Annotated in this window: 14 protein-coding genes; 7 read left to right on the top strand and 7 right to left on the bottom strand. The window is 67.5% G+C overall.

All coding sequences use genetic code 11. From position 1 onward, the window contains the following. Positions 1-1,764, top strand: a complete 1,764-nt coding sequence (locus GTP77_RS05445) for a glycoside hydrolase family 28 protein (RefSeq protein ID WP_161071169.1) — start codon at positions 1-3, stop codon at positions 1,762-1,764. On the opposite strand, the gene GTP77_RS05440 is transcribed toward GTP77_RS05445, so the two are convergent. Next, the gene (locus tag GTP77_RS05440) at positions 1,759-4,107 is read right to left on the bottom strand and encodes a hypothetical protein (RefSeq protein ID WP_223149308.1); all 2,349 of its coding nucleotides are present in this window, start codon (positions 4,105-4,107) and stop codon (positions 1,759-1,761) included. The genes GTP77_RS05445 and GTP77_RS05440 overlap by 6 nt on opposite strands. Before the next feature lie 158 nt (positions 4,108-4,265). Here GTP77_RS05440 and pelA point away from each other — a divergent pair, with 158 nt between their 5' ends. The 3 genes from pelA to GTP77_RS05420 are packed head-to-tail and all read left to right on the top strand — an operon-like array spanning position 4,266 to position 12,656. Further along, positions 4,266-8,237: a pectate lyase gene (gene pelA / locus GTP77_RS30310; protein ID WP_223149307.1), complete on the top strand. Its 3,972-nt coding sequence runs from the start codon at positions 4,266-4,268 to the stop codon at positions 8,235-8,237. Further along, entirely contained in the window at positions 8,234-9,640 is a 1,407-nt protein-coding gene (locus GTP77_RS05425) for an oligogalacturonate lyase family protein (protein WP_161071168.1), read from the top strand. The genes pelA and GTP77_RS05425 overlap by 4 nt, the downstream gene beginning before the upstream one ends. 25 nt (positions 9,641-9,665) lie before the next feature. Then, on the top strand, positions 9,666-12,656 hold the full coding sequence (locus GTP77_RS05420) for a TonB-dependent receptor (protein ID WP_161071167.1): 2,991 nt from the start codon (positions 9,666-9,668) through the stop codon (positions 12,654-12,656). Positions 12,657-12,775: 119 nt separating this feature from the next. Here the strand turns inward: GTP77_RS05420 and GTP77_RS05415 are convergent, their stop codons facing one another. Together GTP77_RS05415 and GTP77_RS05410 are read right to left on the bottom strand one after the other, a co-directional pair. After that, entirely contained in the window at positions 12,776-13,687 is a 912-nt protein-coding gene (locus GTP77_RS05415) for an MBL fold metallo-hydrolase (RefSeq protein ID WP_161071324.1), read from the bottom strand. Between the two features lie 178 nt (positions 13,688-13,865). Next, positions 13,866-14,591, bottom strand: coding sequence for an oxidoreductase (locus GTP77_RS05410; protein ID WP_371869328.1), 726 nt, complete (start codon positions 14,589-14,591; stop codon positions 13,866-13,868). On the opposite strand from GTP77_RS05410, the gene GTP77_RS05405 reads away from it, so the two are divergent. Next, positions 14,571-15,326 carry a LysR family transcriptional regulator gene (locus tag GTP77_RS05405; RefSeq protein ID WP_228892941.1) on the top strand — a complete coding sequence of 252 codons (756 nt, stop codon included), beginning with the start codon at positions 14,571-14,573 and terminating at the stop codon, positions 15,324-15,326. The two genes, GTP77_RS05410 and GTP77_RS05405, sit on opposite strands and share 21 nt — an antisense overlap. Before the next feature lie 23 nt (positions 15,327-15,349). On the opposite strand, the gene GTP77_RS05400 is transcribed toward GTP77_RS05405, so the two are convergent. The 3 genes from GTP77_RS05400 to GTP77_RS05390 all read right to left on the bottom strand — a co-directional run bounded on the left by GTP77_RS05400 (position 15,350) and on the right by GTP77_RS05390 (position 20,093). Continuing rightward, positions 15,350-17,101, bottom strand: a complete 1,752-nt coding sequence (locus tag GTP77_RS05400) for a PHA/PHB synthase family protein (protein ID WP_161071165.1) — start codon at positions 17,099-17,101, stop codon at positions 15,350-15,352. Between the two features lie 116 nt (positions 17,102-17,217). Then, a complete protein-coding gene (locus GTP77_RS05395; RefSeq protein WP_161071164.1) occupies positions 17,218-18,735 on the bottom strand; it encodes a thymidine phosphorylase family protein in 1,518 nt (505 codons plus the stop codon). After that, positions 18,732-20,093, bottom strand: a complete 1,362-nt coding sequence (locus GTP77_RS05390) for an MBL fold metallo-hydrolase RNA specificity domain-containing protein (RefSeq protein ID WP_161071163.1) — start codon at positions 20,091-20,093, stop codon at positions 18,732-18,734. The genes GTP77_RS05395 and GTP77_RS05390 overlap by 4 nt, the downstream gene beginning before the upstream one ends. Before the next feature lie 245 nt (positions 20,094-20,338). Here GTP77_RS05390 and GTP77_RS05385 point away from each other — a divergent pair, with 245 nt between their 5' ends. Both GTP77_RS05385 and GTP77_RS05380 read left to right on the top strand, forming a co-directional pair. Further along, complete coding sequence (locus tag GTP77_RS05385; protein WP_161071162.1) at positions 20,339-21,181, top strand: universal stress protein; 843 nt, start codon at positions 20,339-20,341, stop codon at positions 21,179-21,181. Between the two features lie 33 nt (positions 21,182-21,214). Next, positions 21,215-22,060 carry a universal stress protein gene (locus tag GTP77_RS05380; protein ID WP_161071161.1) on the top strand — a complete coding sequence of 282 codons (846 nt, stop codon included), beginning with the start codon at positions 21,215-21,217 and terminating at the stop codon, positions 22,058-22,060. Here GTP77_RS05380 and GTP77_RS05375 read toward each other — a convergent pair. Beyond that, entirely contained in the window at positions 22,057-23,139 is a 1,083-nt protein-coding gene (locus tag GTP77_RS05375; protein WP_161071160.1) for a CBS domain-containing protein, read from the bottom strand. The two genes, GTP77_RS05380 and GTP77_RS05375, sit on opposite strands and share 4 nt — an antisense overlap. Positions 23,140-23,347: the final 208 nt, after the last annotated feature.

Raw genomic sequence — 23,347 nt, 5'->3', positions numbered from 1 at the left:
ATGAACGACGCAAGCAATCCGCACCGCCGCACCTTTCTGCGCAATGCCAGCGCCCTCGCGGCGGCCACGGCAACTGCTGTTCCCTTCGCCTCGGCCCAGTCCAGCGCGGATCCCTGGCAGCGCGCGCAGGACATCATCGCCCGCTGCAGCAGGCCGCCCAGCTTCCGCAACGAGGACTTCCCTGTCACCGCATTCGGCGCGAAGTCCTGCCGGCTGGTGGCCGCCACGTCCACCTGGCGCAAAGTGCAGTGGGAAGTGAAGACGCCCGCGCCCGGTTCGCACGACTGCCATCCCGCCATCGCCGCCGCCATCGCGGCCTGCCACCAGGCGGGCGGCGGCCGCGTGCTGATCCCGGCGGGAAGCTGGTACTGCAAAGGCCCCATCGTGCTGCGCTCCAATGTGCACGTGCACCTGGCCTCGGGCGCGCAGGTCTACTTCAGCGCCAACCCGGCCGACTACGCAAAATACGGCGATATCGACTGCGGCGAACGCGGCAAGCTGGTGGTCTCGCGCTGGCAAGGCAACGACGTGCTCAACTATTCGCCGCTGGTGTATGCCTACAAGCAGACCAACATCGCCCTGACCGGCGCCGACTGGACCAGCGTGCTCAATGGGCAGGCCGGCGTGCCGTTTGAATCCGGCGACAGCTCCTGGTGGGGCTGGATGGACCGCAGAGGCGACGAAGTCAGCGCCGCCACCGTCAATCCGCTCAACCTGCCGCTCGACGCGGTGGCGCCGGGCCTGGGCCCTGCCGAACGCGCGCTGATACAGGGCGAGCACCCGCGCTGGAACGGCGACACGCGCTACCTGCCGGCGCTGTCCGAGGCCGGCGTGCCGCTGGCGCGGCGTGTGTTCGGCGTGGGCCACCACTTGCGGCCATGCCTGGTCGAATTCATCGGCTGCAGCGAAGTGGTGATGGAAGGCTACCAGGCCGTCGCGTCGCCGTTCTGGATGCACCATCCGGTCGACTGCCGCAATGTCCGCTTCAGCAAAGTGAACATGGAGAGCATAGGCCCGAACAACGACGGCTTCGACCCGGAATCCTGCGACACGGTGCTGGTGGACGGCTGCACCTTCAACACCGGCGACGACTGCATCGCCATCAAGTCCGGCAAGAACCGCGACACGCAGTTCGGCCCGACGCGCAACGTGGTCATCCAGAACTGCATCATGAACAGCGGCCACGGCGGCGTAACGCTGGGCAGCGAGATGGCGGCCGGCATCGAGCATGTGTACGCGCAGAAGATCGAATTCCGCAATGCGCACTGGGCCACCGATCCGCTGGGCAGCGCGATCCGGCTGAAGACGAATATGAACCGTGGCGGTTTCCTGCGCCACCTGTATGTGCGCGACGTCCGGCTGCCCAATGGCGTGGACGCGCGCGACAAGCGCGGCAAGCCGGCCACCGGCGGCGGCGCCATCGTCACCATAGACTGCAACTACGCAACGGGAGACGACGGCGTGCGCACGCGGCCACCCAGCGTGTCGGACGTGCACATCTCCAACCTACGGGCCGGGACGGTCAACATGGCGGACGGCGACTACTCCTGCTACCAGGCCGTGGTGATACTCGGTCCTGTCGCGGCCAGCTTCAACGGGCCGGCGGGAACTGCCATCCTGCCGGTGACGAACATCTCCATCACCGACTGCGACTTTGGCACCGCACGCAACGCCGGCCAGCCGGTATTCCTGCACAACGCCCGCAACGTGGTGCTGAAGAACGTCAAAATCAACGGCAGGACAATCAGCGAAACGCTGTCATAGCGACGGCAATATGCCTTCGGCCCGGACTTTCCAGCCGGTTTTAGGGAAGCCCGGCGCGGCGCCCGCGTTTCCGTCCCAGCCGCCGGCCATCAGCGCGACGGCCAGCAGCAGGCCGCCGTTGGACGGGAAGTAGGTCTCCGCCGCGCGCTGGTAGCCGGGACCGTCCGGGCCGGCGTCCTGCCGCGCGCCCGCTTCCGCACCGGCGCCCGTGGCCGTGGGCACGAAGGCTGCGGCGTGCGCGTCCAGGTGCACGCGCGGCGTCATGCCGCTGCTGCCGAACTGGTTGTTTTTCGCGTCGAAGAACAGCCAGGACAGCGCCTCCTCCGGTGCGTTCAGGCGCGCGGCGGTCATGGCCATCATCGGATAGTCCCAGCCCCAGGTCTGGCGCAGGTCCCAGTCGCGCTTCACGCGGTCCAGCGTGCGGCGCATCGCGGCCTTGTCCACCCCGCGCCCCGGCAGCCAGCCCAGCGGCATCAGGAAGGAAGGATGGTCGCGGTTCTGGCAGTCCTCCTCCAGCGCGTTCGACTTGCAGGCGCCCGCCGCCTTGTTCCAGAAGTCCGGCTCGGAGCGCACCGGCAGGTACACGCCATCCTTCTGCGGCAGGTCCGGCCAGTTTGCCAGCACGGCGTCCCAGTCGGCGCGGCGGGCCTTGCCCGCGCGCTCGCGCCAGGCCTGCGCCGTCTCGATACCCCAGCGGAAGTAGGCCACCTCGAAAGCCGGATCGAAGGTGCTCAGCGGCGGGAAGTTTTCCTGCACCGGGATGATGGGCGGGCCGAGGCGCACCTTGCCGCTCTGTTCATCCAGATGCGCGAGGGTCGCCAGCAAGGCTGCGGTTTCCTCCACCAGCTCGCCGTAAGCCTTGAGCACGCGCGCGCCACCGCCACCGGCCCGGTACAGCAGCTCGCTCATATAAATAGGGTGCGGCTGCTGCCACATGATGAAGGGCGAGACCTTGGATGGGCTGTCGGCGCCATCCGGCCCTATCATTTTTGGCCACCAGGCGCCCTTCAAGCCCTGCTCCGCCGCGCGCGCCTTCGCCTTGGGCAGGAAGCCGGCGTACCAGCCCAAGCTCCGTTCAAGCAGTTGCGGGCGGCCCCACAGCGCAAAGTGCGCCGAGTGCCAGGGATGCATTTCCAGGTGCGACTTGCCATTCCAGCTATTGGAAAACAGCCCCTCCTCCTGCGGCGCGAAACTGCCGGCGGCGTTCACCGCCATCAGGTATTGGGACAGGATCACGCGGCGCTCCAGCTCATGGGCGCGGGGATCGGCGGAGCCCGAGAAATCGACCATGCCGCCCTTGCTCCAGTAATCCAGCCAGTGCCGCTGCACGGACGCCGCCGCAGCAGCAGGAGCAGGCATGGCGGCGCCGGGCTCGGGAGAGAACTGCGCCATCACCGTCAGGGTGCGGGATGTCGACCCGGCGCGGTAGGCGTGGGCGTCCGTCCGTTCTATCACTGCGCCCGGCGCTGCGATCGCCGCGTAGTAGGTGGTGGCGTCTATCCGGCGCTGCAGGCGCAGCTCGCCGGCCTTGCCCGGCAGCTCGCTGGTGCTGTGGGCGGCCGGATTGTTCCAGTCCGAAGGGTCGGGATTGAGCGTTTTGGACACGCCAGGGAAGCGCACGGCCACGGCCAGGCGCCCCTGCGCCACCAGCGCGGAGCTTACTTCGGCCATGACGGTGTCCTGCTCAGGCAGCACGCGGGTGACGACGGTGACGGCCTCGCCGTCGTAGACGAAGCGGCTGGTCAGCGTGCCGGTCCACAGGTCCAGCGACTGGTGCGTCTCCTTGATGTCGGCAAAGCGCGCCGCCGAGCCATCTTTCGCGCGCAGGTCCAGCGACAGGCGGCCCAGCGAGTAGCGGTGCGGGTTTTCCCGTATCCACGCCACTGCCGGGTTGTTCGCGGCCTCGGCCCAGTCCTTGATATAGCCATAGCGGCGCGTGTGGCCCTGCACGGGGATGTCGATTTGCGTGTCCCGCACGGTATGGCCCTGTGGATTGGGGAAGCTGTGCCAGGCCCACTGCGCTTCCGTGAGCAGGGGCGCGATCTTGCTGTAGGCCTCGGTGAAGGTCTGCAAGCCGGTGATGTCCGCCGTGAAGCCGATATTCCCGTTGCCCAGCATGAGCGGCGCCGAACGGTCAACCGCAGTGAGCACCGGATTGTGCCGCGTGACCAGCGCCTTGCGGTCTATGCGCTCCCCCGGGCCTATCCGCCGCGCCGCGGCGTGGCCGGCCGCAGGCAGGGCCAGCGCGGACGCGGCGGCGGCGGCGGTGAGCATGAGACGGCGGCGGGAAAGCAGGATGGGACGCATGTCGCTGGCCTTGATCTTCAATTCAGGGCTGGCCATTCAACCATAGGGCGCGCCGGAAAGTGAAGATTTATACGCTGCAGGGCTCCAATTAATCAAGTTCTTGCGTGTTTGCTGTTTTGGTTGAGGAAACTTCGTCTTCGCTAGTCTTATCTCTTAACGGGGCAGCGTTCCCGGCACAAGATGATGGAGACAGAATGATATTTTCAACAAGGACGGGCGCGTTCGGCGCCGTGTGCCTGGCACTCGCCGCACCGGCGTTCAGCGCGGTGGTCGGCATCAACACCCCCGCTCCGGAAGTGACGGCGGCGCGCCTGGCCGAACTACCCGCCTCGCAGCGCGCCGCGTGGGCCGACTATATTGCGCGGTCGCAGAAGCAGGAACGGTACGACCGCGACACCCTGGCCGCCGAACTCCAGCCCGGCGAGACGCCGCCGCCGCCTCCGCTGGCGGGCAGCAGCAAGATGCCGCTGAATAAAGACGCCGCCTGGTACGGCACGCCAGAAGCGCGCGCCATTGCGGACACCATCGCCAGCTTCCAGACCCCGTCGGGCGGCTGGAGCAAGAACCAGGACCGCACCAAGCCTGCGCGCCTGCGCGGCCAGCGCTATGCCAACGACGCCGAAACCATGGCGCTCAACACCGGCAGCTTCGACGCGCCGCATGACCGCTTCTGGACCTTCGTCGGCACGCTGGACAATGGCGCCACCACCACCGAGATGCGCTTCCTGGGCCGCGTGCAGGCACGCTTCCCCGGCAAGGATGGCGACGCCTACCGCGCCAGCATCATCAAGGGCGTCAAATATCTGCTGATGGCGCAGTACCCGAACGGCGGCTGGCCGCAGAACTACCCGCTGGAAGGCGGCTTCCACGACGGCATCACCTTCAACGACAACGCGGTGGCCGAAGCGGCCATGATCCTGGAGGATATCGCCGAAGGCCATGCGGACTTCGCCTTTGTGGCCCAGGACCTGCGCCAGCAGGCAGGCGCCGCCAGCGCCCGCGCCATCAAACCCATTCTTGACGCGCAGGTTGTGGTGGACGGCAAAAAGACCGTCTGGCCGCAGCAGGTGGACGCCATCACGCTGCAGCCCATTTCAGCGCGCAACTACGAGATGCGCTCGCTGGCCAGCGCGGAGAGCAGCGAGGTACTGCTGTTCCTGATGCGCCAGCCGAATCCGTCGCCGGAAATCAAGGCCTCGGTGGAAGCGGGCATCGCCTGGCTCAAGGCGAACGCCATCTACGGCAAGGCCTTCACCAAGGTGAGCGAAGAGGAAGGCCGCAAGCTGGTGGACAAGCCGGGCGCAGGCCCCATCTGGTCGCGCAACTATGACATCCGTACCGGCAAGCCTATCTTCGGCGACTGGGACAAGTCCATACAGGACGACGTCAACAACATCTCCAAGGGCCGCCGCAACGGCTATTCCTGGTACAACGCCGCGCCGCAGAAGGCGCTGGACGTCCACGCCGAGATGGCGGCCAAGGACATCGCTATCGCCGCGCCGCAGGGCCTGAGCGGCGTGATCGTGCACGCCGAAACCTATGGCGCCAAGGGCGACGGTGTGAGCAACGACACGGCCGCGCTACAAAACGCCATCGACGCGACGGCGGCGCGCAAGGGCACGCTGGTGCTGCAGCCCGGCGTCTACCTTACCGGTTCGCTGTTCCTCAAGTCCGGCATGGCGCTGCGCATCGACAAAGGCGTGAAGCTGGTGGGCGCGCAGGACATCAAGGCTTATCCAGTGATGCCGACGCGTATCGCGGGCGTGGAGCTGTCCTGGCCGGCGGCGCTGCTCAATATCTACGAGCAGAAGGACGTCAAAGTGTATGGCGAAGGCACGGTGGACGGCAACGGCAAGGTGTTCTGGGACCGTTTCCAGGCCATTCGCTACGACTACGAAGCGCGCGGCCTGCGCTGGGCCGCCGACTACGACGCGCAGCGCCCGCGCCTGATCCAGGTCTACAATTCCAGCCGCATCGAACTGGGCAACGGTCCGCAGGGCGCGCCGCTGAATCTGGAGCGCTCGGGCTTCTGGACCGTGCAGGTGGTTTATTCGCACGACGTGAAAGTCTCCGGCATCACCGTGCGCAACAACGTCGACGGCAAAGGCCCTTCGACGGACGGCGTGGATATCGACTCCTCCCACACGGTGCTGGTGGAGAACGCCGACATCGACGCCAATGACGACGCCTTGTGCCTGAAGGCCGGGCGCGATGCGGACGGCCTGCGCGTGAACCGCCCCACCGAGAATGTGGTCATCCGCAATTCGACCGTGCGCTCGGCCTATGCGGGCGTGACCTTCGGCTCGGAAACCTCGGGCGGCATCCGCAAGGTGCGGGTCTACGGCCTGAAGGTGGTGGGGCCGGTACGCTACGGCATCCTGTTCAAGTCGGCCGCCACGCGCGGCGGCGGCGCTTCGGACATTGATATCCGCGACGTCGACGTGCAGCAGGCCGAAACCGGCATCCGCATCAATCTGAACTGGTTCCCGGCCTATAGCTACGCCAAGATTCCGGACGCGATCAAGGACTACCCGGCCTACTGGAACACGCTGACGGCCCAGGTGCCGCGCGCCCAGGGGCTGCCGCAGGTGCGCGACATCCGCATCAGCCGCGTTACGGCCAAGGGCCTGAAAACGGCGGTCGAGCTGGAAGGCTATGCCGACGCGCCGCTGAACAATATCCGCATTGAAGACGTGGACCTGGAAGCGGACGCGCTGGGCGCCATCCGCCATGCGCACAATATCCAGTTTGCGCGCAGCCGCATTGTCAGCCGCAACGGCGTGCCTATCGCGCTGGAAGACGCGGACAACATCACCGGCTTCGCTCCCGTCGCCGCCGACGTGGCGGGCGTGGAAACGAACTGGCTCGCCGCGCCGAAGCGGCCCAACACGGCTTTCACCGCGGACCAGCTGCCCGCCCGCGCAGCCGTGCTGCCGGTGCTCGAATACGTGGCCGCCGCGCAGATCGCGGACATGAGCCGCCGCCCCATCCAGCTCTCCACCGGCTCCAACCTGTCCGAGATTTCCTCAAACTGGGTGGCCGCGACCTTCTACGTGGGCGCAGCCCGCCTGGCGCGCGTTTCCGAAGACAAGAACACGCTGCGCTTCCTGACCGCCACGGCGGAGCACTACAACTACGCATTCCGGGGCGCGCGCGCCGACCGCGCGCTGCTGAATGCCGACGAAGTGGCCATCGGCGATCTGTACCAGGAGCTGTATGCGCGCCGCCGCCAGCAGGGCGTGCTGATGCCGCTTCAGCAGCGCCTCGATTTCATGACGCCCCATCTCAGCCGTCCGCAGGAAACCGCGTCCCTGATCTGGTGGTGGTGCGACGCGCTGTACATGGCCCCACCCGTGCTGGCGCGGCAGTCGGCGCTGACCGGCGACCCTAAGTATCTGCGCGCCATGGACAAGGAATGGCGCCGCACCGCCGCCCGCCTGTGGGTTGAGCAGGACCGCCTGTTCCTGCGCGATGAACGCTTCAAGGATGCGGACCACAAGGGTGCCGGCGGCAAACCGGTGTACTGGGCGCGCGGCAACGGCTGGGTGATGGGCGGCCTGGCGCGCACGCTGGAGTCCATGCCCGCCAGCTTCAAGGGACGCGATTTCTATACCGGCATCTTCCGCAAGATGGCCAGCCGCGTGGCCGAACTGCAGCAGGCGGATGGCCTGTGGCGCAGCGACCTGAACGATCCCAAGAGCTTCCCCGAGGCGGAAACTTCGGGTTCGGCCTTCTTCGTCTACGCGCTGGCCTGGGGCGTCAACCATGGCCTGCTGGACAGGCAGGCCTACCAGCCGGCCGTACTGAAAGGCTGGGCTGCGCTCAACCGCCATGTGCTGCCCAATGGCCTGATAGGCGCGGCGCAGAAGACCGGCGACCGCCCGGTGCCGACCAGCGCGGACGATGTTGGCCCTTACGCCACCGGCGCCTACCTGCTGGCAGGGCTGGAAGTGATGGACCTGCACGGCCCGGTGCAAGCGTTGCCCGAACCGGCCGTCGCGCGCGACGACGAAGCCACCATCCTGGCCACCACGCCGCAGCCCGTCCTTCCCCGCACCGTGATCGGCGAAGCCGAGAAAGCCCGTCGCGAGCAGGAAATGCGCGCCACGCGCGCCCTCGCCTATGACCCGGCGGCGCTCAAGCAGCCAGCAAGGAGCCAGCCATGACGCAAGCACGCCGCCGCACCGTATTGAAAGGCCTGTGGGGCGCATCCGCCCTGCTGCCGATGGCGATGGCGTCCGCGCCGGGCCGGGCGATGGCGCAGGCTGACCAGCCTGCATCGCCTGCGCAGGCCGCACCGGCCGCGCCGCAAGGCCCGGCGCCCAAGCAATGGACGGACCCGAAAACCGGCCGCCGCATCCTGCGCATTTCGGACCAGGAAGGCTCGGGCGTGCTTTATTTCTACCGCCAGGCCTACACGCCCGAAGGCGACGTGATGGTGCTCAAGTCCCCCGCCGGCATCGCCGCCGTGCGCCTGAAGGACTGGAGCACCACGCTGCTGGTGAAGGGCAAGGAGAACGAACTCCTGTTCATGCTGCGCAACACCCGCGAGGCGGTCTACGCCGTCACCGACGCGGGCGACGGCGAGGCGGCGGAGCGGCCCAAGACCATTTACGCCATCCACGTCGATACCAAAAAAGTGCGCAAGCTGGCCCGCATTCCGTCCGGCGGCATCAGCGGCGCCAATGCGGACGACACGCTGCTGCTCGGCTCCGTCACCTATGGAGCCAAGCCGCTGCAGCCCAGGGATGCCGCTAGCATAGAAAAGTTCGGCAAGGCCGAATACGCGGCCCTCGGCCCGGACGGCAAGCCGCTCAACTTCGCCAAGGCCAAGGGCGTGCGCATGCTGGAACGCTGGGCTTCGCGCGTGCCCGCCGAGCTGTTCACGCTTGATATCAGGACCGGCCAGCGCACGGTGCTGTACACCACCGAGGCATGGATAGGCCACGCCCAGTTTTCGCCGACCGACCCAAAGCTGATCCGCTTCTGCATGGAAGGCCCATGGCACCGCGTGGACCGCATCAAGCTGATCCAGGCCGACGGCACCGGCCTGCGCAGCGTCCACACCCGCACCATGAACATGGAAATCTGGGGCCACGAGTTCTTCAGCCAGGACGGCAAGTGGCTGTGGTACGACCTGCAAACGCCGCGCGGCCAGGTGTTCTGGGTGGCGGGGCTGGAGCTGGCCACGGGCAAGCGCGTGTGGAAGCGCGTGGAGCAGAACGACTGGGGCGTGCACTTCAATATCGCCCCGGACAACAAGACCTTCGCCAGCGACGGCGGAGACTTCGACATGGTGGCCCACGCCCCGGACGGTAAATGGATCTCGCTGCTGCAGGCGGAAACCATCGTCGACGCCGAGCTGGATTCCTACAACGACAAGCTGGTCACGATCGAGCAGTTCCGGTCGACCCGGCTGGTCGACATGTCCGCGCATGACTACCGGCTCGAGCCGAATCTGCGCTTCACGCCGGACGGCAAGTGGCTGGTGTTCGCCTCCAATATGCACGGAGCAAACCACGTCTACGCCGTCGAGGCGCACGCGCCGGCCGCCAAGGCCGGCATTTAAGCCATAACAAAAAAGAGGAGACAACATGGCAGTAGCAACACACCCCAAGGCACAGATTCCCCACGCCCGGCTGCGACAAATAGCGCTTGGCGTTATCGCCCTGGTGGGAGCAACCCAGGCGCAGGCCCAGGCCCAGCAAGCTGGCAAGGAAGCGGCGGCCGATAACACGGTGGTCGTCACCGGCTTCCGCGAAAGCCTGAACAACGCCCTGAACATCAAGAAGAATTCGGACGGCATTATCGACGTCATCAAGGCCGAGGACATTTCCAAGTTCCCGGACGCCAACCTGGCCGAGTCCATGCAGCGCGTGCCCGGCGTGTCCGTGGCCCAGGGCGACGGCGGCGAAGGCAAACAGATCACCGTGCGCGGCCTGAACGCCGGCTTTACGCGCGTGCGCATCAACGGCATTGAAGGCACCACGGCCACCGGCGCGTCCGACATCAACGGCAGCACCAACCGCGGCCGCGCCTTCGACTTCAGCGTGTTCGCGGCGGAGCTGTTCAACAGCCTGGCCGTGCGCAAGACCTCCGAGGCCGGCGTGGAGGAAGGTTCGCTGGGCGCCACCGTGGACCTGCGCACCGCCCGTCCCTTCGACTTCAAGGGCGAGACCGCCAGCATTGGCGGCCAGGGCCTGTACAACACGGTTTCCCGCAAAACCCAGCCACGCCTGACCGCGTTGTATTCGAACCGCTGGGATACGCCCATCGGCAAGGTCGGCGCCCTGGTGGCGGTGGCCTACGCCAAGCGCAGCGCCATCGAGGAAGGCTATGAGTCGGTGGACAATATCGCCGGCTCCGTCAACGGCGGCTTCTGCTCGCCCATCGGCGCGGCCACGCAGTACCCGGCCACCAACGCGGTCAAGGGCATCGACGCGCAGAACTGCGGCTTCGGCGTGCCGCGCTCGGGCAACCTGGCCGTCTACAACGACATTATGAGCCGCAAGGACGATTTCGGCGGCACGGTGGCGGCTCCCCCCGGCAGCTCGGGCGCCTTCCACCCGCGCATTCCGCGCTACCGCCGCTCGCAGACCGAATACGACCGCACCGGCCTGACCGGCACCCTGCAATGGCGCCCGGACCGCGCCACCGAGCTGAATCTGGACCTGATGGGCGGCCGCTACAACAACAAGCGCTACGACAACTACATCCAGGCCATCTCCTTCGGCCGCGACATGACGGAAAACGGCAAGGGCCAGACCTCCATCGTCGATGCCAAATTCGACAGCAAGGGCAGCTGGGTGTACGGCAAATTCAACGGCGTGGACATCCGCAGCGAAGGCCTGGTGGACGAATACAGCACGCTGTTCAAGCAAGGCGTGCTGTCGCTCAAGCGCGAGCTGACCGAAGGCCTGACGCTGGACGTGATGAGCGGCGTATCGAACTCCCTGCTGAGCAATCCGCACCGCACCACCGTGCAGATCGACGCGCCCAATGTGAACGGCTTCACCTGGGACTTCTCCAAGGGCGGCGTGCCGGCGCTGGGCTTCGGCATGGATATCACCAATCCGAACAACTTCTCCTTCGGCCCGCAGGAGGCCAACGGCACCGTGCACGGCAACTTCGTGGGCCGCTACCTGCGCACCTCGAACGAGCTGAAAACCAACACGGCCAACCTGACCTGGGAGGTGAACGACAAGTTCACCGTCCGCACCGGCCTGTCCGCGCGCCGCAACAGCTGGTTCAACTACGAGGTGGCGTCCGGCGGCATTCCCACCCTGGGCCTGCCGGCCGGCACCACGCTGGCCAGCCTGACGCGCCAGATCTCCGGCTTCGGCAGCGGTCTGGGCGAGGGCGTGCCGTCGTCGTGGGCGGCGGTCGACATGGACAAGTTCCAGGCCGTCTACAACACCGAATGCCACTGCGCCGCCGTGCCGCTGTCGGACTACGTGCTGGCCAACCAGGTCAAGCGCCAAGTGGACGAGAAGATCAACGCGCTCTACCTGTCGGGCGACTTCAAGGTCAACGCCTGGGGCCTGCCGCTGCGCGGCAACCTGGGCGTGCGCGGCGCGGACACCACCACCACCGCCATGCAGCTGATCAAAGACCCGGCCGGCCAGCTGGTGCCGCGCGTGGTCGAGCACAGCTACCGCGACTGGCTGCCGGCGTTCAACATCACCGCCACGCTGCCGAAAGACCTGCTGGTGCGCTTTTCTGCCGGCAAGACCCTGTCGCGCGCCGAGTACGTGGACCTGGCGCCGTCGGCCTCGATCAACCTGACCGGCCAGTCGGTCACGGTGGGCAATCCGACGCTGGACCCGATCCGCGCCAACACCTTCGACCTGCAGGCCGAGTGGTACTACGCGAAGAACGCGATGATTTCGGTGGGCGCCTTCCACAAGAACATCAAGACCTTCATCCAGCGCACCAATGAGCTGATGACGTATGCCGAGACCGGCCTGTCCAACTCCTACCTGACCGCCACCGGCTGCTCGATCACCGGCGCCGTGCCGGCCTGCGCCATCCAGCCGGACACGCAGGTCAGCGTGAGCCGCATGGTCAACACCAAGGGCGGCCCGCTGGACGGCCTGGAAGTGAACTGGCAGGTGCCGTTCACCTTCCTGCCCGGCGCGTGGAGCAACTTCGGCGCGCTGGCCAACTACACCAAGGTCAAGTCGCGCATCACCTACATCACCCGGGTGGACAATCCGCGCACGCCGGCCAACGAGCAGCTGACCGAGGAAGCCAACTTCATCGGCCTGTCGCCCAACGCCTACAACCTGACCGTGTACTACGAGGACAAGAAATTCAGTGCGCGCGTGTCGGCCACGCACCGCTCCAGCTTCATCCGCGACGTGCTGCGCAACGCCAACGGCAGCGACCACTCCTTCGCCGATCCGTCGACCAAGGTTGGCCTGTCCATGTCCTACAACGTCACGCCGCAGCTGCGCGTGTCGTTCGAGGCGCAGAACCTGACCGACGAGCCGCTGCGCTACGGCAAAGACACCGAGCGCAACGACACTCTGCTGTACGGCAAATCCGGCCGTTCCTATGTGCTGGGAGCGAACTACAAGTTCTGAGCAGCGCGTTAAGCGTATCCACCGATCTTCCGTCCCCGCCTTGACTCCCTCTCGGCGGTGTTTGACGCGGGCTTAGTCCCGCGTCTTTTTTTTGGGCGGCGCGATTCGCCGTCCGGCGCTCAGAAATCCCAGATGACAGGCACCCAGCGGAAGGCGTCGCCGTCGATGGCCACGCGGCCGACGGATGGGAATGGGAGGTGGCTGGCTACCAGCAGGCCGCCGTTCCGGGCCAGTTCGCGGAACAGCCCCACGCGCACGCGCTCCGATTCCACCGGGTCGTGCTCGAAGCCGTTGTGCCATTCGGGGTGGTCGAAGGCGACCGGGAACATGGCGTCGCCGGCGAAGGTCAGCAGTTCGCCTTCGGAAGCCAGGTCCACCACGCTATGCCCCGGCGTGTGGCCGCCCGTGAGGCGCACCACCACGCCCGGCGCAACTTCATGGCGATCCTGGAAGATATGCAGATTGCTGCGGTATTCCTTCAAAAAGCTGGCGGCCGTTGAGCGCAGCACGTTCGGCACTGGCGTGGGCATGACGGTCTGGGTGAAATCGGGCGCGTCCCAGAATTCGACTTCGGCGGCCGCCACGTGGATGCGAACGTCCGGGCGCAGCTGCTCTTTCACGCCTTCGGCCAGCAAGCCGCCCACGTGGTCCATGTGCATATGGGTGATGACCACGTCCGTCACGGCCGCCAGATCGATGCCGGCGGCCTTCAGCCGCGCGGGGAACTGGCCGGCGCGCGGGAAGCCGGAGAACTGCGAACCGAGACCAGTATCCACCAGGATGATCTGCTCGCCGCTGCGTGCCACCAGCACATTGAGCGGCCAGTCGAACGCCTCCTGCGGCATGAACATGTGATCCAGCCAGGCCGACAAGTCGGCCTTCGTGGCGTTGGTGGCCATGGTGGAGGTGGGCAGCGGCAGCACGCCGTCGCTGACCACCAGCACGTCGATCTCGCCAACCTGCAATGCGTAACGGGACGGAACCAGTTCTTCGGTGTGTTCGGCACGCGCGTTTTTATCTACGGTAAACATCATGACTCTCCTTAAAGACGGCCCTGCTGGGGGCCAGCCAATCGGGCGACTGGCAGCAAATTGCACGTCTTCATCGTAGAGAGTAAGGGGGCGGGCCGGTAGGCCTGTACAGGGGCTCACACTGGTGCCTCATACGCAACAAAGCACCAGGGAAAACCACAGCTCGGCCCCCAGCAACTCAGGCGGCCTGGTGGAAGGGATAGTCGGTGTAGCCGATTTCCGAGCCGCCGAAGAAGCTGGGGCGGTCGTAGTCGTTCAGCGCCCAGCCGTTGCGGAAGCGCTCGGGCAGGTCGGGGTTGGCGATGAAGTGGCGGCCGAAAGCCACCATGTCGGCGTCGCCCGCCTGCAAAATGGCTTCCGCCGAAGCCTGGCTGAAGCCGCCGGCGGCGATGATGGCGCCCTTGTAGTGCTTGCGTATCAGCTGAGCGGCCACCGGCGCCTGGTCCCTGCTCTCGTCCTCGATATTGCCCGCGATGCGCGGTTCGATCAGGTGCAGATAGGCCAGCTTCAGCGGCGCAAGCTGCTGCGCCATGTAGGTGAACAGGCCTTCCGGGTCGCTGTCCGACATGTCGCCCCAGCTGCCGCTCGGGCCCATGCGCACGGCCACCTTGTCGCTGCCCCAGACGGAGATGATGGCGCGCGTGGTGTCGAGCAGGAAGCGGGCGCGGTTTTCGAAGGAGCCGCCGTAGATATCGGTGCGCTTGTTGCTGCCGTCCTGCAGGAACTGGTCGAACAGGTAGCCGTTGGCGGCGTGGATTTCAACGCCGTCGAAACCGGCCTCCTTGCCACGGATGGCGGCCAGGCGGAAAGCCTCGACCAGGCCTTCGATTTCGGCGTGTCCTCTTCGGCGGTGGGCAAAAGCATCGCGCGCATGGAGGAAAAGATGGCGATGCGCCTGTTCCACCGCAGCACCCGCAGCATCACGCTGACCACGGAGGGCGAGCTGTTCCTGGAGCGCTGCCGCCGCATACTCGGCGAGGTGGCGGCGGCGGAGGCGGAGCTATCCGAGATGTCGGGCGCGCCGCGCGGACGCCTGCGCGTCAGCACGCCGCAATTGACCGGCCTGGTGATGCCCGCGCTGACGGGCTTTATGCAGCGCTATCCGGACATCGCGCTGGACATCGACCTGTCCGAGCGCATGGTGGACATCATAGAAGAAGGCTTCGACGCCGTGATACGCACCGGCACCCAGGAGGACTCGCGCCTGGCCGCGCGCCGCAACGGCAGCTGCCCGCAGGTGGTGGTGGCCGCGCCGGCCTATCTGCAGCGGCACGGCGCGCCATCCCATCCGCGCGAGCTGGCGCAGCACGCCTGCCTGCTGCACAAGTTCCCCGCCAGCGGACGCATAGAGCGCTGGCCTTTCAAGCTGGCCGCCGGCGAGGCCGAGCCGCAGCTCAAGGAGCGCATGACCTGCAGCACCATCGAAGCCATCGCCTACGCGCTGCTGCGCGGCGAAGGCATCGCCTTCCTGCCCACTTTCATCATTGCCGACGACCTCAAGGCGGGCCGCGTGCAGACCATCCTGGAGGGCTATATGGACCAGACGGTGACCTTCTCCATGCTGTGGCCCGCAAGCCGCTACGCTTCGCCCAAGCTGCGCGTGTTCATCGATTACATGGTCGAGAACATGCGCATCTGAGGGCCGCGCGCGGCGGGCCGGCCTCAGCGCTGGACCACGAAACTCCCTGGGGCCCGGCCCAGCACCTGTTCCGGCGCCACCACCGGCGGCGCGGCGCGCTGCCGGTCCGAATGGCGCAGCAACCATTGCTGCCAGTGCGGCCACCATGAGCCCTCGATGGACTCGGACTGCCCAAGCCATTCGTCCGGACTGCTGTAGCCGTTCGGCGACCGATGCGCAGGCCGGATGCGGTAGCTGCGGTTGGCATGGCCCGGCTCCGAGACGACACCCGCATTGTGGCCGCCGGAAGCCAGCACAAAGTCGAACGGCGCGCCGCAGAGCAGATGTATCTTGTACACGGAGCGCCAGGGCGAGACGTGGTCGCGCTCCGTGCCCAGCACAAACAGCGGCGTATGGATGTCGGACAGCGCGACGGGCTTGCCAGCCACCAGGTAGCGCCCTTCGGCGAGGTCGTTATGCAAAAACAGGCCGTGCAGGTATTCGCTGTGCATGCGGAACGGCAGCCGGGTGCTGTCGGCGTTCCACGCCATCAGGTCGTTCGGCGCGCTGCGCTCGCCCAGCAGGTATTCCCGCATCATGCGCGACCATACCAGGTCGCGCGCGTGCAGCAGCTGGAAGGAGGCCGACATCTGGTCGCCGTTCAGGTAGCCCTGGTCCCACATCAGGGCGTCGAGGAAAGCCAGTTCGCTGTCGTCGATGAACAGGCCCAGCTCGCCCGGGTCGCTGAAATCGGTCTGCGCCGCGAGCAGGGTCAGCGTGGCCAGTTTGCCGTGCGCGGGATGCTCGCCCGAGTCCATCGCGGCGGCGCCTATCGACAGCAGCGTGCCGCCCAGGCAGTAGCCCACCCCGTGCACCGGCGCGCCGCCGCACAGGGCGTGGACCTGGTCGAGCGCGGCAAACAGGCCGCGCTGCAAATAGTCCTCCATGCCCATGTCGCGCGCTTCCGCGCCGGGATTGCACCAGGAGATCATCAACACCGTATGGCCTTGCTGCACCAGGTAGCGCACCAGCGAATTGTGCGGCGACAGGTCGAGGATGTAGTACTTCATGATCCACGACGGCACGAGCAGGACCGGCTCGCGGTACACTTTTTCGCCCTGCGGCGCATACAGTATCAGCTCGATCAGCGCGTTGCGGTACACGACCTGCCCCGGCGTGACCGCAACCTCCTTGCCCGGCGTATAGGACGCGCCCACGGGTTCCGCCACCACCGCGCCGGGCAAAGCCAGGCGGCGGCACAAGTCCTTGCGCCAGTTGAGCGCGCCGTCGATCAGGCTGCGGCCGCCGCTGGCCTGTGCGGCCCGCATCACTTCGGGATTGGTCCACGGGTAGTTGGACGGCGACAACATGTCAAGCAGCTGGCGCGCGGTGAACGCCACCACGTCCGCATGGTGCGGGGCGACCCCGGGCACGCCGCTGGTGGCCTGGCTCCAGAACTGCTCGAGCTGCTTGAAGCCCTGGGCGTAGGCGGCAAACGGCCAGGCGCGCCAGGCGGAATCGGCAAAGCGGCTGTCCGCGCCGGCGTCGGCCTGGGGCACCGGGATGGCCAGCATGCGCCACCAGGCGCTGGCCAGCTCGGCGCGCTTGCCGGGCGCCACCGCCAAATGCTGCCACCAGTCCTGAAACGCCAGCTGCATGGCGATGGGCGAAATGCCGCCCGTCACGCGCGCGGCCAGGCTTTGCAGATACAGATCCAGCGCGTTGCGGCCGCCCGTGGCCGGCGCGGCGGCCTGGGCGGCGAGCGGATTCGCGCTAACTTGCGGCAGTGTATTCATCGGCGTCCCCTCCATTGTCGGTACTGCGGCGATTATGGTTGACCAAGGCGGGACCAGGGTTTGATCCACGTCAAGTCCTTGTCCATCGCCGCCCCTTTGCGCCGCGATGGCCTTGTTCATGCCTGCTGTATCGTAAATATCGTGTCCTGGGCCTCCGCGTAAGCCAGGGCATAGGCCAGTTCGCCGGGCGACTCGGCGTGCAGCGTCAACAGCGGCTGACCCGGCCGCAGCAGCGTACCCAGCGGCGCGTGCAGTTCCAGGCCGGCGGCGGGCGCCCTGGGCGCGCCGGCCAGCTTGGCCAGTTGCGCCAGGCGGCGGTTGTCGATGGCGGTGAGCCTTCCCCGGTGCAGCGCGCCCAGCACATGGGTGTGGGCCGCGCGGGGCGGCTCGCGCATGCCCCCTTGCGCGGCGCAGATGGCTTGCAGCTTGGTCCAGGCCGCGCCGCTGTCGAGCACGCCGGCGGCCAGCGCCCGGCCCTGGCCGGCGCCGGCCTTGCCGCCCAGTTCCAGCAGGCTGGCGGCCAGCGCCAGCGCGCGCTGGCGCAGGTCGGCCGGCGCATCGGGCAGGTTTTGCAGCACCGCCAGCACGTCCCACGCCTCCAGCGCCGGACCGATGCCCCGCCCCACCGGCTGGCTGCCGTCGCTGGCAATCACGCTCACGCCTATGCCCAGCGCGCCGCCCACGCTATGGAAGCGCTGCGCCAGCGCGCGCGCCGCCTGCGCCGAGCGCACCTTGGCGCTACGCCCGACCGGCATGTCGATTACCACGTGGGTGGAGCCGGCGGCGATCTTCTTCGACAGCACCGAGGCCACCATCAGGCCGTCGCTGTCCAGCCCCAGCGGGCGTTCGACCCGTATCAGCATGTCGTCCGCAGGGCTGAGCGACACGGCGCCGCCCCAGGCGATGCAGCCGCCCTCGCTTTCCACCACGCGCCGCATGGTGGGCAGGTCCAGCGCGACCGGCGCCAGCGTCTCCATGGTGTCGGCGGTGCCGGCCGGCGAGGTGATGGCGCGCGAGGAGGTCTTGGGTATGGTCAGGCCGCAGGCGGCCACGATGGGCACCACCAGCAAGGTGGTGCGGTTGCCCGGCAGGCCGCCCACGCAGTGCTTGTCCAGCACGGTCCCGCTGTCCCAGCGCAGCCGCTGGCCGGCCGCCACCATGGCGCGGGTCAACGCGATGGTTTCGGCCACGTCCATGCGGTCGCCGGAGCAGGCGGTGATCAGCGCCGCCAGTTCGATGTCCGAGTAGCGGCCCTCGGCCACGTCGCGCACGATGGCCGCGGCCGCCTCGGCGCCCAGCGGCCGGCCGTAGATCTTGGCCCGCACCGCCGACAGCGACTGCAGCGGACGCGCGTGCGCCACCCGCAGCACGTCGCCGTCGATGCCGCCCAGCGCGCGCCAGGCCGCCTCCGACAAGCCCAGCTGCTGTATCCCGATCAGGCTGTCGTACACCACGTTGAGCGTGGCCAGGATGTGCGTCGCGCCGCGCCAGACCTCGATGCGCGCGCGCGCCTCGAAGCCCTCGGCCTTGCAAATGGCGCTGTCCCGGTGCAGGTAGACCACCGGCTCCTGGTAGGTGTCGATGCCGAGCCGGCGCAGCAGCAGGCCGCCTGCGGGGGCGTCGCCGGGCGTCATGCCAGCTCCTGCCGTTCCAGATAGTCGGGCACCAGGCAGTCCCAGTGCAGCTGCTCCTTGATGCGGTGGCGCAGCGCGTCCGCTGCGGCCGGCTCGCCGTGGGTGATGAAGGTGCGCTTCGGCGGCCGCTGGAAATGGCCCAGCCAGCTCAGGATCTCGCCGGCGTCTGCGTGCGCCGACAGATTGTCGATCTGGTGCACGCTGGCCCGCAGCGGCGTGTATTCCCCGTAGATTTTAATCTCCGGCACGCCCGCCAGCATGGCCGCGCCGCGCGTGCCGCCGGCCTGGAAGCCAACGAACAGCACGGTGTTGCGCGGGTCCCCGGCAAATGCGCGCAGGTGGTGCAGCACCCTGCCCCCGGTGGCCATGCCACTGGCCGCGATGATCACCATGGGCATCCGGCGCTGGTTGAGCGCTATCGACTCCTCCACGCTGTTGACGATGCGCGCCGCATGGCACATGGCCTCGCATTCGGCATGGTCCAGGCGGTGCAGCCGGCGGTGCTTCTGGTACAGCGCCGTGGCGTCGGTGGCCATGGGACTGTTCAGGTACACCGGCAACGCCGGCGGCAGCAGCCCCCGCTGCTTGAGCTGGTGGATCGCATACAGCACCGACTGGGCGCGGCCCACCGCGAACGCGGGAATGACGGTGACGCCGCCGCGCGCTGCGGTCTCGCGGATGACCTGGCCCAGTCGCAGGGCCGGATCGGCTGCGTCGTGCAGCCGGTCGCCATAGGTCGATTCCAGCACCAGGTAGTCGCAGCCGGCGATATGGCTGGGCTCGACCATGATGGCGTCGTGCAGGCGGCCCAGGTCGCCGGAAAATGTGACGGTGCGGCTGCCGTCGGTCACGGTCGCAATGGCGGCGCCGAGGATATGCCCGCCCAGCGCCAGCTGCCCGCACAGCTTGCCGCAAATTTCAAACGGGCGGCCAAACGGCACCGGCGAAAAATGTCTGAGCGCGTTCAGCGCGTCGCGTTCGGTGTAGAGCGGCAAGGCTGGCGTGTGGCGGGAATAGCTGTGCCGGTTGGCGTGGTTGGCCTCCTCCTCCAGCAGGCGGCCGCTGTCCGGCAGCAGCAGCTTGCACAGATCGTAGGTGGCCTCGCTGCAATATATCCTGCCCCGGAATCCGTCCCGCACCAGCAGCGGCAGATAGCCGCTATGGTCGAGATGGGCGTGGGTCAGCACCACCGCGCCGACGTCCGCCGGCGCCACCGGCAGCTTGTTCCAATTGCGCAGGCGCAACTGCTTGTAGCCCTGGAACAGGCCGCAGTCCAGCAGCATGCTGGCGCGGCCAGACGTGAGCAGGTATTTCGAGCCGGTCACTGTGCCGGTCGCCCCCAGGAATTGCAGTTGCATGGTCACTCCCTCCAACGCGCGCTGAAGCAGCCACATCACTTTATCGGGCGCCAGTGGGCGCGTCAGTAGCAAAATTTGATGCAGATCAAGACTAGCGCCAAAAACGCCGGCCAGGCGCACGCCCCACCCAATTGGCACGGCTGATGAAGGCGAATTTGATCTGCATCATGAAAGCTGCGGATTGCATTTGGTAGTCTGAAGTACTCTCCCATCGATTGCATGCGGCGAATTTCAAGGAGCTTGCCATGTCGTATAAATCCATACTGGTCCACGTTGATCAATCCCCCCACGCCAGCGCGCGCATCGAGTTCGCCGCCGAGCTGGCCCGCACCCATGAGGCGCACCTGACAGGCGCGGCGCTCACCGGCCTGGCCATGGACATCTACCGCAGCGGCGGCATGACCTGGGGCGCGCCGGTGCCGCAGGACGTATTCGACACGGTCAAGGAGGACAACCTGCAGGCGCTGGCGCTGTTCGAGAAGCTGGCCCAGGCGGCCGCCATCAGCTACGAAAGGCGCTACACCGACGACGATCCCGATTTCGGCCTGGTGCAGCAGGCGCACTACGCCGACCTGGTGGTGCTGAGCCAGAGCGACCCGGACTCCGGCGGCCCGCGCATGCTGCACACCCTGCCCGAATACGTGGCGCTGAACGGCGGCAGGCCGGTGCTGATGGTGCCCTACTCGGGCACATTCCGGCACCTGGACCGACACGCGCTGGTGGCCTGGGACGGCAGCCGCGCGGCCACGCGCGCCATCACGGACGCGTTGCCGCTGCTGCAGCGCAGCGGCCAGGTCACGCTGGCGGTGTTCGACGCGGAGCGGCAGTACGGCGTCCACGGCGACCTGCCCGGCGCCGATATCGCGCTGTTCCTCGCGCGGCACGGGGTCAAGGTGGAGGTGCAGCAGCACGCCACGGCGGGCGGCATCGACATCGGCGGCGCGCTGCTGTCGCTGGCCGCCGACCTCGGCGCCGACCTGCTGGTGATGGGCGCCTACGGCCACCAGCGCTGGAGCGAGATCATACTGGGCGGCGTGACGCGCCGTATCCTGCAATCGATGACGCTGCCCGTGCTGATGTCGCACTGAGCGGCGTTCGTCCCATCCCGGCAAGGAATTTCCATGGCCTATAAGAGCATCCTGGTGCACGCCGGCCAGTCCTTGCCGGCGGCCGGGCGCATGGCGCTGGCGGCGCGGCTCGCGCTGGCCTGCGATGCGCACCTGACAGGCCTGGCCTGCACGGGCCTGTCCCGCTACGCGCACGCCGGCGACGTCGCGCGGCTGCCGCCGCAGGCCGCCGAACGGCTGGCGTTGTGGCGTGCCGACGCTCACGCCGGCCTGGCGGCGTTTGAAGCCGCCGCAAGCCATTGCGGACTGATGCAATATGCGCCGCGCCTGGCGGAAGATACGGCGGAGGAAGCGCTGCTGCACCAGGCGGCATTCCACGACTTGCTCATCCTGGGCGCCAGCGGCCCCGACGAGGATCCGCATGGCGTCATCCGCGATCTGCCCCAGAATCTGCTGCTGCGCTGCGGCCGTCCGCTGCTGCTGGTGCCCGGCCAGGACGCCGCCGGAATGGCCGGGCTGCCCTTCCGCCACCCGCTGCTGGCCTGGGACGGCAGCCGTGAAGCGGCGCGTGCCATCAGCGACGCCTTGCCTTTGCTGAAAATGGCGCAGACCGCGACGCTGCTCCAGCTCAACGATCCGCATTCCGCGCGCGGGGACGAACCGGCGCCCGCCCCGGCCATGGCGCACTACCTGGCGCGGCACGGCGTCCGTGCCGACGTGCGCTGCGAACACACCAGCGGGCCGGTGGGCGACGCCCTGGCAGCCATCGCCAAGGAATCCGGCTGCGGCCTGCTGGTGATGGGCGGCTACGGACACCGCCGGCTCACCGAGACCCTGCTGGGCGGCGTCACCAGGACAGTGCTCGGCCGCGTGCCGCTTCCTGTCCTGATTTCGCACTAGCCGATCGTGCTTTCCGGCAGCGCCGGCCCGGCGGGCTGCGTGGCCGGATAACCTACGGTCTGCGCCAGGATGACGCGCTGCGCCGGCAGCAGCCCCATGACGCTGGCCAGCTCCGCCTGGTCGAACCAGGCGCGCGCCACCGTCGCCATGCCTTCCGCCGCGCAGAACAGATACACGTTCTGGCTGATATGGCCCGCGTCTATGCCGGCGTGCAGCAGGCGTTCGGCGTGGTCTTCGCTGGCCAGCCGCTCCAGATTGGCCACGTAGAGCAGATTGACGGGTGCGCTGGCGACGAAGTCCTGCTTCCCGGTCGCGGCGCGGATATCCTCCCGGCCGCAAAGGATGAGGCTGGGCGCGGCCGCGTCGTAGCGGTACCAGCCGCTGGCCATCGCCACGTAGACGTCGATCTCCTGGGCGTTGGACACCGACGGCGCCGTGCGGCAGCGCTCGGCGGGCCGGTTGATGCCGAACGCCGCCCACAGCAGCCGCGACAGCCGGTAGCGCGACAAGTCCCTGGAACTGAACAGGCGCTGCGACTTGCGCATATTGAGCATATCGACCAGGGCGATGCCCAGCGGTCCGATGTCCGCGTCCAGCTCGAATGCCTTCGCGCCCACCAGGCTCAGCGAACCGCCCTGCGCGGCGTCCTCCGCAGCGGCGGCGCCTTCGTGGCCGTGCCGCGGCGCCGGCCCGGCAACCGGCAGTTGCCGCAGCAAGGCCTGGATCAGATTGGCACGGCTGACCATGCCATCCAGGCGGCCGCCGCTCACCACCGGCAGGCGCTTGAGGTCATGCGCCTCCATCAGCGCCGACACCTGCTCCAGCGGCGTATCCGGCGCCACGCAGATCACGGCCGTGCTCATCGCGTCCCCGGCCAGGCAGTCCGCCGCGGTCCAGCCGCCCTTCCCGGCGCGGCGCAACAGGTCGCTCTCGGTCAATATTCCCAGCAGCTTGCCGTCCGCATCCACCACCGGCAGTCCGCTGATGCGGTGCTTGAGCATCAGGCCGACCACACGGTGCAGCGTGGCCTCCGGCCCCACCGTCACCAGCAGGCGGGCCATGACATCGGCGGCTATCATGGCCGCCTCCAGGGGGAAGTGCTGTGCATGCTTGACTCCTGCAGGTGAATAATCGTTGTCCACTATGACCGCTGACCGCGCCCGCATCCATGATCTGGATCAAATTTCCGCGTGCCGCCGCCGCGAGGCGGCTTCCGGCGGCATTGGCCGAATTTGATTTAGATCAACAAACCGCCATGTCCGCCTTGCTACCATGAATTCCCCGCCC

Origin of the sequence: Pseudoduganella aquatica, from assembly GCF_009857595.1 — a bacterium.
GTDB lineage: Bacteria > Pseudomonadota > Gammaproteobacteria > Burkholderiales > Burkholderiaceae_D > Rugamonas > Rugamonas aquatica_A.
The sequence above is the reverse complement of the archived record's forward strand: the minus strand, read 5'-3'. Positions and strand labels throughout refer to the sequence as shown.

Excerpts from the sequence above, each read along its gene's own strand:
- GTP77_RS05415 (WP_161071324.1), bottom strand. The coding sequence starts at position 13,687 with ATGTTTACCGTAGATAAAAACGCGCGTGCCGAACACACCGAAGAACTG.
- GTP77_RS05385 (WP_161071162.1), top strand. The coding sequence starts at position 20,339 with ATGTCGTATAAATCCATACTGGTCCACGTTGATCAATCCCCCCACGCC.
- pelA (WP_223149307.1), top strand. The coding sequence starts at position 4,266 with ATGATATTTTCAACAAGGACGGGCGCGTTCGGCGCCGTGTGCCTGGCA.
- GTP77_RS05445 (WP_161071169.1), top strand. The coding sequence starts at position 1 with ATGAACGACGCAAGCAATCCGCACCGCCGCACCTTTCTGCGCAATGCC.
- GTP77_RS05420 (WP_161071167.1), top strand. The coding sequence starts at position 9,666 with ATGGCAGTAGCAACACACCCCAAGGCACAGATTCCCCACGCCCGGCTG.
- GTP77_RS05440 (WP_223149308.1), bottom strand. The coding sequence starts at position 4,107 with ATGGCCAGCCCTGAATTGAAGATCAAGGCCAGCGACATGCGTCCCATC.
- GTP77_RS05405 (WP_228892941.1), top strand. The coding sequence starts at position 14,571 with ATGGCGATGCGCCTGTTCCACCGCAGCACCCGCAGCATCACGCTGACC.
- GTP77_RS05400 (WP_161071165.1), bottom strand. The coding sequence starts at position 17,101 with ATGAATACACTGCCGCAAGTTAGCGCGAATCCGCTCGCCGCCCAGGCC.
- GTP77_RS05375 (WP_161071160.1), bottom strand. The coding sequence starts at position 23,139 with ATGATAGCCGCCGATGTCATGGCCCGCCTGCTGGTGACGGTGGGGCCG.
- GTP77_RS05380 (WP_161071161.1), top strand. The coding sequence starts at position 21,215 with ATGGCCTATAAGAGCATCCTGGTGCACGCCGGCCAGTCCTTGCCGGCG.
- GTP77_RS05425 (WP_161071168.1), top strand. The coding sequence starts at position 8,234 with ATGACGCAAGCACGCCGCCGCACCGTATTGAAAGGCCTGTGGGGCGCA.
- GTP77_RS05390 (WP_161071163.1), bottom strand. The coding sequence starts at position 20,093 with ATGCAACTGCAATTCCTGGGGGCGACCGGCACAGTGACCGGCTCGAAA.
- GTP77_RS05395 (WP_161071164.1), bottom strand. The coding sequence starts at position 18,735 with ATGACGCCCGGCGACGCCCCCGCAGGCGGCCTGCTGCTGCGCCGGCTC.